Origin of the sequence: Accumulibacter sp. (assembly GCF_036625275.1) — a bacterium.
Taxonomy (GTDB): domain Bacteria; phylum Pseudomonadota; class Gammaproteobacteria; order Burkholderiales; family Rhodocyclaceae; genus Accumulibacter.
Genome location: NZ_JAZKUD010000120.1, coordinates 1 through 9,851, shown reverse-complemented (window position 1 = coordinate 9,851; position 9,851 = coordinate 1). Strand labels below are relative to the sequence as shown.

At 61.7% G+C, this 9,851-nt stretch carries 14 protein-coding genes and 1 pseudogene; 1 reads left to right on the top strand and 14 read right to left on the bottom strand.

The annotated features are described in order from the left end of the window. Nucleotides 1–161: 161 nt before the first annotated feature. The 4 genes and pseudogenes from V5B39_RS20490 to V5B39_RS22335 form a co-directional block, all read right to left on the bottom strand. Nucleotides 162–323: pseudogene (locus tag V5B39_RS20490) on the bottom strand (GDP-mannose 4,6-dehydratase); the annotation flags it as partial. 54 nt (nucleotides 324–377) lie between these two features. Further along, nucleotides 378–668, bottom strand: a complete 291-nt coding sequence (locus tag V5B39_RS20485; protein WP_332344686.1) for a hypothetical protein — start codon at nucleotides 666–668, stop codon at nucleotides 378–380. 137 nt (nucleotides 669–805) lie between these two features. Then, nucleotides 806–1,033, bottom strand: coding sequence for a DUF4351 domain-containing protein (locus V5B39_RS20480; RefSeq protein ID WP_332344685.1), 228 nt, complete (start codon nucleotides 1,031–1,033; stop codon nucleotides 806–808). An 86-nt stretch (nucleotides 1,034–1,119) separates the two neighbouring features. Next, nucleotides 1,120–1,263: a hypothetical protein gene (locus V5B39_RS22335; RefSeq protein WP_434735738.1), complete on the bottom strand. Its 144-nt coding sequence runs from the start codon at nucleotides 1,261–1,263 to the stop codon at nucleotides 1,120–1,122. Between V5B39_RS22335 and V5B39_RS20475 the strand changes: the two genes are divergently transcribed. Continuing rightward, the gene (locus V5B39_RS20475; RefSeq protein WP_332344684.1) at nucleotides 1,222–1,392 is read left to right on the top strand and encodes a hypothetical protein; all 171 of its coding nucleotides are present in this window, start codon (nucleotides 1,222–1,224) and stop codon (nucleotides 1,390–1,392) included. The genes V5B39_RS22335 and V5B39_RS20475 overlap by 42 nt on opposite strands. Before the next feature lie 301 nt (nucleotides 1,393–1,693). On the opposite strand, the gene V5B39_RS20470 is transcribed toward V5B39_RS20475, so the two are convergent. The 10 genes from V5B39_RS20470 to V5B39_RS20425 all read right to left on the bottom strand — a co-directional run. After that, entirely contained in the window at nucleotides 1,694–1,897 is a 204-nt protein-coding gene (locus V5B39_RS20470) for a hypothetical protein (RefSeq protein WP_332344683.1), read from the bottom strand. Between the two features lie 497 nt (nucleotides 1,898–2,394). Next, nucleotides 2,395–2,832 carry a DUF29 domain-containing protein gene (locus tag V5B39_RS20465; RefSeq protein ID WP_332344688.1) on the bottom strand — a complete coding sequence of 146 codons (438 nt, stop codon included), beginning with the start codon at nucleotides 2,830–2,832 and terminating at the stop codon, nucleotides 2,395–2,397. Between the two features lie 379 nt (nucleotides 2,833–3,211). Next, nucleotides 3,212–4,171 carry a DUF4351 domain-containing protein gene (locus V5B39_RS20460; RefSeq protein WP_332344682.1) on the bottom strand — a complete coding sequence of 320 codons (960 nt, stop codon included), beginning with the start codon at nucleotides 4,169–4,171 and terminating at the stop codon, nucleotides 3,212–3,214. A 315-nt stretch (nucleotides 4,172–4,486) separates the two neighbouring features. Next, entirely contained in the window at nucleotides 4,487–5,026 is a 540-nt protein-coding gene (gene rfbC, locus V5B39_RS20455; protein ID WP_332344681.1) for a dTDP-4-dehydrorhamnose 3,5-epimerase, read from the bottom strand. A gap of 92 nt (nucleotides 5,027–5,118) precedes the next feature. Then, complete coding sequence (gene rfbA, locus V5B39_RS20450) at nucleotides 5,119–6,024, bottom strand: glucose-1-phosphate thymidylyltransferase RfbA (RefSeq protein WP_332344680.1); 906 nt, start codon at nucleotides 6,022–6,024, stop codon at nucleotides 5,119–5,121. A gap of 62 nt (nucleotides 6,025–6,086) precedes the next feature. Beyond that, nucleotides 6,087–7,166: a GDP-L-fucose synthase family protein gene (locus V5B39_RS20445; RefSeq protein ID WP_332344679.1), complete on the bottom strand. Its 1,080-nt coding sequence runs from the start codon at nucleotides 7,164–7,166 to the stop codon at nucleotides 6,087–6,089. Nucleotides 7,167–7,178: 12 nt separating this feature from the next. Further along, nucleotides 7,179–8,318, bottom strand: a complete 1,140-nt coding sequence (gmd, locus tag V5B39_RS20440) for a GDP-mannose 4,6-dehydratase (protein ID WP_332344678.1) — start codon at nucleotides 8,316–8,318, stop codon at nucleotides 7,179–7,181. A gap of 340 nt (nucleotides 8,319–8,658) precedes the next feature. Continuing rightward, nucleotides 8,659–8,997 (bottom strand): MarR family EPS-associated transcriptional regulator, encoded by a 339-nt coding sequence (locus tag V5B39_RS20435; protein ID WP_332344677.1) that lies wholly within the window; start codon nucleotides 8,995–8,997, stop codon nucleotides 8,659–8,661. Between the two features lie 192 nt (nucleotides 8,998–9,189). Beyond that, entirely contained in the window at nucleotides 9,190–9,636 is a 447-nt protein-coding gene (locus tag V5B39_RS20430; protein WP_332344676.1) for an REP-associated tyrosine transposase, read from the bottom strand. Between the two features lie 54 nt (nucleotides 9,637–9,690). Beyond that, nucleotides 9,691–9,851, bottom strand: a 161-nt coding sequence (locus tag V5B39_RS20425; RefSeq protein WP_332344687.1) for an MBL fold metallo-hydrolase RNA specificity domain-containing protein, incomplete at its 5' end; no start/stop codon positions are given.

Genomic DNA, 9,851 nt, shown 5'->3' with positions numbered 1-9,851 from the left:
CGGGTTCATCGGCAGTGAGGACAATGATTTCGACGCGGCGATTATTGAAGGCATCGGGCAGTTCAATCAGCACATGCCGATCCTTGACCTGCTCAAATAGTCGTTCTACTTGCATGTGATGCTCTCCGGAATAAAAGGGACAGTATATAAAATAGCTTCTAGCGCAGGGCCCCCAGGGCGTCGGAGTTGGCGGTGTATTCGGGTTCCTCGAGGCTCACCGCCACGTGGCTTTGGGCGGCCAGGTTGTAGATCTCGTTGGGCCACACCTGCTGGATGATGCGGATGAGGCTGGAGGAGTCCGTGAGGTCGCCGTGGTGCAGGATGCAATAAAAGGGGACAGTATAGAAAACTCTCAAGAGAACAGAGCTGGACAAGTCTCAATGTTCATCATCCTCAGCGCTGCCGCCGCAAGCGGTCTTCCCGGTGGATGATCCAGCCGCTGCGGCGCAAATCAAGTCCAGGCGCCTGGCAATGCGCGCTGTTTGCCGGGTCACCAACCCGCTTGGCCTGGATGAAGGGGCGATGACCTCGCCGGCCTTGGCCTCGGCCTGGTTGACGGTGACGGCGGCGACGATGCTAACTTCGTCAAAGGCGATTTCCAGGAATGGACGGACCGGCCACGGCTGCGCGCTGCCGCCCCGTTGAAGTGATAGGCGTTCCGTTGGCAACAAGCTCCACTGCCTGGGATTCGGGGATGTCTTTTTGTGCCAGTCACCTCAGCGGCTGTGAAAAACTGGTGCGGCGCCAGGCAGCCGTCTTGCCGGCAACAACCGGAACCGACCCACTTGTCCGGTTGGTCAAGTGGTCAGTAATCCTTGAAGACCTCTTCCAGCGTGGTGGCGTCAAGGATGTTTTCGGCCCACTGTTCCAGTTGTTCGACGGTGGCGGCCTGCAGCCGAGCCAGTGTCTCCGCGCTGTGCGGGCCGAAGCGGCGGGTGAGTTGGCGTTCGAGGAGGGCAGACTCCCATTGCTGCATGCCTTGCTGAATGCCTTTCTCAATGCCGATACGTTCTACCGAGGCGATGTAGGGCATGGTTGGGTTCCTCTCGCAGATCCAGAAACACGGCTGTTTCAAGTGCATGGCCAAGGTGGCTTTGCGTGATCGGTCAAAGATCGGGATCAGCCCGGTGTCGACCGGTGCCGTTGGCGGATCACGCTCCGAGGCCCCACGGGTTGGCGATAAACCGAATTGCTGTCGGGCGGACGCGAACTATTGCGGGAGTGCTGGTTCAATCGGTCCGGCGCGTCCTTGAGATCGGCCACCAGGCGCTCCGCCAACGGCCGCAACGCCTCTTCCCCAATCCGCGACAGAGCATCGCGGTCGAGTTGGCGAAGATCGTGGTCGGTCAGATGTATGGCAAGACGGGCTGGGCCGGGGTCAACGACGCTTAGTCCAATACACCTCACGCTCAGACCCAACGAAACCGCAACTGATTTCTCAGATTACATCGGTAACATGTTGAGGAAAAGGCTTGCGCAGTTTGTCTGATCGCCGCCGGACAGCAGACGCCCGGCACAAAGCGGTCACGAACGGCGGCGTCCGTCCGCAGGCACCGCTGAGGGGGCTGGTGGCCAATCTGCGGGGGTGGAGGGGTGAACGGAGCACATCGCAGTAGTTGGCCAGCAATTGCTTGGTATCCTTCGGCGGGCAATAGCCGCATCAGCCGAACGAGGGATTATTTAACTTGAGGGTTCATTCCTTACTTGCCGAACGAAGTTTTCTTGCCTTATCGGCGAGGGAGGCAACTGTTTCTTCTAGCCATTGATTTCTGCGCCATTCGGTGTAATCAAGCCGTTCCCGGTTGATCAGTGCGATAAATCGCTCGGCTTCGACGGGGCCAAGGGTTTTGATGAGCGTCGCTACACCTTCATGGCGAATTTCTGTATCAGTTCTCATGGCTTGTGTCCTGTTGCGTTTTTATGAAATCTACGGGGTCAATGACACAAATGCGTGGTTCGACAACCATTTTTTCAGGAATAAAAGGGACAGTATAGTAAATACCTTCCAGAGACGCGCCCACTCAATAACCTCAGCTGACCTCGGTCATGGCGCGGGGCCGCGGGGGCTGCAAGAATTGGGGCGGCGCCAGCAAACCCTCATTCCCGCGCAAGCGCGAACGCAGTTCGTACAACCAGTTTTCCTCAAAAACAATCAGATAAACCAGGTGGATTTCCGCGTGAGTGCTGAGCGATCCATCGCCATGAGCGTATCGAAGTCGTGCGCCAGCCAACGATGTTGACCACGACGTTAGTATGCGGCTTGTGTATTCCTGCCTGGCTGAGGGTTGATCAATTGCCCTGCAGCTGCCTCCGTACCTTCGCGGGTACTGCGCAAGCCTTTGTCCGCATGCTGACGTGACGGCGCCGGGGAGCGGCTGGTCGCGATGCGTGCCTTCAGGCATCCGGTCGCCAGGCATCATTGAGGACTTCTTCTTCCATCGCCCAGGGACAAGCGTCGGGAAAGCAATCGAGGCCGGTTTCCCCAACCGCCTGAGCAACAGCCTTGGCCCACACCATCTCAAGCCATCGCGTTTCCTGAAGCTTGGGGGTCAGGCTTGGGGTGTCACTCAGTCCATAGGCAATCTCCTTGCGCTGTGCGAGGATGGTCTTTTCCCAACTGGCTCCCCGCCGCTCCGGCTGATATCGCCACTTGAGTAGATGAGCCATTAGAACAGACATCCGGCTCGCAAGTTCGCGCTGTTCGCTCTTGCCCACGTCTTCGATTTCCTCCGCGAGGTGGTCGCGGTCGAGCAGTTCGAACCGTCCGGCACGAAGAAGGCTGGCCTGCTCGTTGGCCCATGCCACGACATCGGTTTCGTACCTGGTGCTCATATCGACCTCCCCACAATGCACAATCAAAGAAATAGTATATGAAATACCTTCCAGCGCAGGGCCCACTCACCAACCTCCGCTGACCTCGGTCATGGCGCGAGGCCGCGCTGTCAGCAATTGGGACGGCGCCAGGAAGCCAACGCACTGCGTATAGCCCGTTTCCATACCGCCATGCCTCAGTGTCACCCTCGCCAGCCAGGAATTCACACGCTCTCGGTCCTCACCGGCAAAGTACACGGGCGCGCCCCGGTCATACGGCGGCGAACTTGACGACCTGGACGACGAACTGCCGACCGCTGTATGGCGCGCCAGTGGCAATGACGAAGTCGTGTGGGTGGTCCTGCGACATCGCAACCGGTTGGGGTGTGCTGCCCCGTTGCTACTGTGGGCGCTGATCGAAGACTTCGTCCAGGGACTCGGCATCGAGCACCTTGATCGCCCATTCTTCCAGCTGATCGACATCCGCGGTGGTCAGCCGAACCTGGACCGCATCGGGGAGCGCGCCAAAGCGACGCGCGAGCAGGCGCTTCAGGAGGGCAGCCTCGCCTTCCTGCCGGCCTTCCTGCCGGCCTTCCTGCCGGCCTTTCTCGACTCCGAAGCGTTCTGCAGAGGTGACGTAAGGCATGATGACCTTCCTTTCCAGTGTGTAGACTTCCTGCAGCAGCCGTTGCTCAAGGTCTGTCGGCAGCCGCATCAGCCAGTCGATGACCCCGAACAGATCGATGATGCGCTGCTTGTCCCAATTGCGTTCGTAGAGCAGCTTGGCCAGCCGCCATTTTGCCGCATAGCGCTGTTCCGGGTCACCCTTTGTGCGCCGGGTAAGAAGGTGAGCAGCGGTGACCAGTGCGAAGGGGTTGGGGTCTTCGAGCAGGGATTCGGTCTGGTTGGCGTAGTCGAGGAGCTTGACCACGGGAAAGCGGATGCCGACCTCGCAGCCGAACAGTTGATAGCCAAACCCGTCCGGCTTCCAGTTTTCACGTTCGTCGGCCAGCACGGCCAAGCTGGCAACCGGACGACGGTAGCGGTCGTAGAGGCGGTAGTTATAGGTGAACAGGCGCTCGGGGAAGTCGGCATCGTGCTGGCCCTGGACTTCGACGTGGATGTAGACCCATTGCTCACCTCCGTCCCGCGTCGCGATCTGCACCAGGCAGTCAACCAGGCGCTTGCCGAGCTGCGCGTCCTGCACCACCTGGGCGAGTTCCTGGTCCAGGAAGAGGTGCGGCTGCTGCCAGTCGATCTCGCCGTGGGCTTGCGGGAAGTAGAAGGCCATGAACTCCGGGAAGTAGCGCGTCAACGCGTCTTTCCACGGGGTGTCGTAGTCGTCGCTGGGTAGGATCATGACATGAATAAAAGGGACAGTATATGAAATACCTTCTAGCGCAGGGCCCACTCACCAACCTCAGCTGACCTCGGTCATGGCGCGAGGCCGCGCTGTCAACAATTGGGGCGGGGGCGGCGCTCGGAAGCCCTCGTTCCCGCATGCTCACAGCAGTCCCTAAAAAATAACAAAAATAAGTGGACAGTATATGAAATACACTCCTGAATCTGCTTCCTGATCCGGCGCATGGCCATCCGCACATCGGCTGAGCCGAGTCCATGACAGTTGGCATCGCCCGATGAATCGGGCTCCTGCAAATACGCCTGGTCAAACGGATCAGTACACCTCGGCAGCCAGCAGCGGCGTTCCTGCGCGGTCTTTTGGCGATAGGGTCGGTTCGCCGTCGAGCGGCCAGCGAATGCCGATTGCGGGATCGTTCCACTGGATGCAGCGCTCGTCTTCCGGTGCGTAATAGGCCGTGGCCTTGTAGCAGAAGTCGGCCAGGTCCGAGAGGACGAGAAAGCCATGCGCAAAGCCGGGCGGTATCCACAGCATGCGCTGGTTTTCTGCCGACAGCTCGACCCCTTCCCAACGTCCAAAAGTGGGCGACGAGCGGCGGATATCCACCGCGACGTCGAAGACGGCGCCCTGGGTCACCCGCACCAGCTTGCCCTGGGGCTGCCGCAACTGGTAATGCAGGCCGCGCAGCACGCCTTTCGCGGAACGGGACTGGTTGTCCTGCACGAAATCCGGATTCAGGCCAAGAGCGGCAAAGGTCCTGCGGTTCCAGCTCTCGAGGAAGAAGCCACGGGAGTCGCCAAAGACCACGGGTTCGATGATCAGGAGGTCCGGGATCGATGTCGGGACAAGTTTCATGGGCTGGGCCGAGGTGAGGAAAGTCGATGTTTGAAGGGCGGCATTCGGCAAGAAGGTTTCTTTGCGGCAGCGATGACGACTCGCAGACCGTGTCATTCCCTGAGCAATCCGAGTAGGTACTGCCCGTAGAGGTTCTTCTTCATCGGCTCGGCGAGCGCTGCCAGCTGCGCCGCGCTGATGTACTCTTCCCTAAAAGCAATTTCCTCGGGGCAGGCGATCTTGAGCCCCTGCCGCTTTTCGATGGTTTCGATGAACATGCTCGCTGCCAGCAGGGATTCATGGGTGCCGGTGTCGAGCCAGGCGTGGCCGCGGCCCATCATTGAAACACTGAGCTCACCCCACTCCAGGTACTGGCGGTTGATGTCGGTGATTTCCAGCTCGCCCCGGGCTGAGGGCTTGAGGTTGCGGGCCACATCGACTACCCGGTTGTCGTAGAAATAGAGGCCGGTGACTGCGTAATGGGATTTTGGCGCCGCCGGCTTCTCTTCGATACTGATCGCGCAGCCGGACTTGTCGAACTCGACGACGCCATAGCGCTCGGGGTCATGGACGCGGTAGGCGAAGACGGTGGCGCCGCTCTCCCGGGCGTTGGCCGACCGCAGATCGTTGGCGATTTCGTGGCCGTAGAAGATGTTGTCGCCGAGCACCAGGGCCGACGTGCCGTTGCCGATGAAGTCGGCGCCGATGATGAACGCCTGCGCCAGGCCGTCCGGACTGGCTTGCACCGCGTAGCGGATGCTCAGCCCCCACTGCTGGCCATCGCCGAGCAATTGCTCGAAGCGAGGGGTGTCCTGCGGCGTGGAGATGACCAGGATGTCGCGGATTCCCGCCAGCATCAGCGTGGTCAGCGGGTAATAGATCATCGGCTTGTCGTAGATCGGCAGCAGTTGCTTCGAGACCGCCAGGGTGGCCGGATAGAGGCGCGTGCCGGAGCCTCCCGCGAGAATGATTCCCTTGCGTTGGCGGCGATGGACAGGCGATGAGGAAGGAGGCGTCATCAATGACTCGCAGCGCGTTGTGTGGAAAATGCGGATTGCGTGGATTGCATCGCCGGCCCGGTTCAGGCGGCGCGGAAGTCCGCATAGGCCCTGGCCAGTCCTTCGGCGAGGCCGACGGTGGCGCGACAGCCAAGGGCGTGCAGGCGGGAGACGTCCATCAGTTTTCTTGGCGTGCCGTCCGGTTTGCTGGCGTCGAAGTCGATGCGACCGCGATAGCCGATGACGCTGGCGATGGTGGTCGCGAGTTCGCGGATGGTGATGTCCTCGCCTGTGCCGACGTTGATGTGCGAGAGCATCGGCTGGGTGTGGGCGGCATAAGTGGCCGGGTCGAGGTTCATGACGTGCACGCTGGCGGCGGCCATGTCGTCGACGTAGAGGAATTCGCGTCTGGGCGTGCCGGTGCCCCAGAGCGTGAGATGGGGATCGAGCTGCCCGGTGCAGGTGTCGTGGAGCTGGCGTCTGAGGTCTTCGGGGATGGCGCCGTGTCTGGCTTCATCGTCTTCGATCGCCGGCCAGTCGTGTTCGGCGGCGAGTCTGGCCAGGTGCAGCTTGCGGATCATCGCCGGAATGACGTGGCTGTTCTGCAGGTCGTAGTTGTCGCCGGGGCCGTAGAGGTTGGTCGGCATGACGCTGCGGTAGTCGGTGCCGTACTGGCGGTTGTAGCTCTCGCAGAGCTTGATGCCGGCGATCTTGGCGATGGCGTAGGCTTCGTTGGTCGGTTCCAGGGTACCGGTAAGCAATGCGTCTTCCGCTAACGGCTGCGGCGCGAGGCGGGGATAGATGCAGCTGGAGCCGAGGAAGAGCAGCTTCTGCACGCCGTGGGTGTAGGCGGCGTGAATGATGTTGGCCTCGATCATCAGGTTTTGGTAGATGAACTCGGCCGGGTAGCTGTTGTTGGCGTGAATGCCGCCGACTTTGGCGGCGGCCAGGTAGACCTGGTCGGGGCGTTCCTTGGCAAAGAAGGCATCGACGGCCGACTGATTGGTGAGGTCGAGTTCGGCGTGGCTGCGGGTGAGGATCTCGGGCGCGGCGCCAGGGTTGCCGGCGGCCGGGCTGCGCGTCGGCGGATTGCACAGTTGCCGCACGATGGCGGAACCGACCATGCCGCGATGGCCGGCGACGTAGATCCGGGGTTCAGGCATGCTGGCGACCCCTCATTCGTGATGGTCGAAGGTCTGGAAGCCGGCGAGCTTGACCAGGGCGTCGCGCCGGGCCGAGCTGTAGTCGGCCAGGACCATTTCCTTGACCAGCTCGTGCAGGCTGGTGGTCGGCGTCCAGCCGAGTTTTTCGCGCGCCTTGCCCGGGTCACCGAGTAGCGTTTCGACCTCGGTCGGGCGGAAGTAGCGCGGGTCTACGCGAACGATGACATCGCCCGCCTTGACCTTGGCCTGGTTGCCGCTGACGCTGTCGACGATGCCGATTTCATCGACGCCGTCACCGGCGAAGCGCAGGCTGATGCCGAGTTCGGCGGCGGCGAACTCGACGAACTGGCGGACGCTGTATTGCACGCCGGTGGCGATGACGAAGTCTTCGGGGTGGTCCTGCTGCAGCATCAGCCATTGCATTTCGACGTAGTCACGGGCGTGGCCCCAGTCGCGCAGGGCGCTGAGGTTGCCGAGGTAGAGGCAATCCTGCAGGCCGAGGGCAATGCGGGCGATGGCGCGGGTGATCTTGCGGGTGACGAAGGTTTCGCCGCGGACCGGGCTTTCGTGGTTGAAGAGGATGCCGTTGCAGGCGTAGATGCCGTAGGCCTCGCGGTAGTTGATGGTGATCCAGTAGGCGTAGAGCTTGGCGACGGCATAGGGGCTGCGCGGGTAGAAGGGGGTGGTCTCCTTCTGCGGGCTTTCCTGGACGAGGCCGTAGAGTTCCGAGGTGCTGGCCTGGTAGAAGCGGCTCTTCTTTTCCAGGCCGAGGATGCGGATCGCTTCGAGCATGCGCAGGGCGCCGACGCCGTCGGCGTTGGCGGTGTATTCAGGCTCTTCGAAGCTGACGGCGACGTGGCTTTGCGCGGCAAGGTTGTAGATTTCGTCCGGTTGTACCTGCTGGATGATGCGGATCAGGCTGGTCGAGTCGGTGAGGTCGCCGTGATGGAGGATGAAGCGGCGATCCTTTTCGTGCGGATCCTGGTACAGGTGGTCGATGCGGTCGGTGTTGAACAGCGATGAGCGGCGCTTGATGCCATGCACCTCGTAGCCCTTGGCGAGCAGGAGTTCAGCCAGGTAGGCGCCGTCCTGGCCGGTGACGCCGGTGATGAGGGCAACTTTTCTTTGCGGGGTGTGGGCGGGCTGGGTCATGGGCATGTGGCTCGGTGCTCGGTGAGAATGGGTGACAGTCGTCTGGTGGCTGGGCCAGCGGCTGTATGGGCAAGGTGAAGCTCGTCAGCGTCGGGGGTCAGGTCAGGGCCCGGGGGGAGTCAGGCACGCTACCGCCATGCCCGAATACTTGCGCATTCAGCACATGGCAAGGCTCTGCCGCCGGCGTTCTCCCTCGCACTGGCGGCGGCGGCTTCCCGCGCAGCGCCGGAATCGTGCTTCGTATGGCCGGCTGCGGTTGGCAGGCCGCAGTCGGCGATGGCCTTCGTCAAGTCAGAGCGGTTGCCCGGCACGGATCATCCGCGGGGCTGCGCGACGCTCTTCATCCAATGTGTTCCTGCGCGGCCAGTTCGGCGCGCATGTCTTCGATCTCGACCTGCATCGCCACGTACTCCTGTTCTTTCCGGGCCAGGTAGTTGCGGGTCAAGCGCAGCTTGGCGCCGATGCCTTCAGGCGTCAGCAGGTAAGCGTATTTCAGCTTGTCCTCGGCGCGAAGAAAGTTGCCGGCCTTGATGTAGCCCTGGTCAAGCAGCGCCTTGAGCAGGTAGTTGGCCTTGCCCAGGCTGACGCCGAGACGTTCGGCGAGCTGCCGCTGGCTAATCTGCGGTGCTTCTTCGACGATTCTGAGGATGCGCAGATGCGCCTGTTCTGCCGGGGTCATGGTGGTCGTTCAAATCGTGAACACGAATGATACGGGAAGTCCCCGGCAGCGGCAATGTTGGAGGCGCCATAGGTGCCAGGGGAAGGAAGATCGCCCGATGAATCGGGCTCCTACGGTGTGCGGTCCAACTCACCGCATCCCGAAACGGGTGGCAGGCAATGTAGGAGCCCGATTCATCGGGCGATCGTCTTTCTAAATCCAAACCGCATCCCAATGCGGGTAATCGCCCACACGGGCAACGATCCCGGCGCGCACCGGGTTGCCGACGACATAGCGGGCGACGGCAACCAGATCTTCTTCGCGGCGCAGTGCGCGATCGTAAAATCCCTTCTGCCAGATTCGCCGGCCCAGGGCCAGGCTGACCTTGGCACGATAGACGCGCACGGCCGCGCTGACGCCTCCCTCTGACCCAAGCTCGAGCAGCCAATGGACGTGATCGGGCATGACCACAAACGCCAGGGTGGTGCCGTAGTCGCGTACCGCTTGCTCAGCAAAGGCCCGGACCACCCTGCGCGCCGCGCGGAAATCCTGGAAGACGCGCTCTCGTCCGGCGGTCACCAGGGTCAACAGATAGATCTGTCCGGCCTGAGAATACCGTCCCTGTCGCAGGTTCCGGGCATGGGGTTGAGCGGGTTGCACGGTTCGTTAGCGAAGAAGTCGCCCGATGAATCGGGCTCCTACATCGGATATCGGTCAGGGGATGATGACTTCGGTGTTCGGGTGGCGTTGCCTGATCGCGGCGGCGAGGGCCTGTTTGGCAGCGGTGTCGCCGTGCACCAGGCGTACCTGCCGTGGCTTGTGGCGCATGCGGCCGATGAAGTTGAGGAGGTCCTTCTGGTCGGCATGGGCGGAAT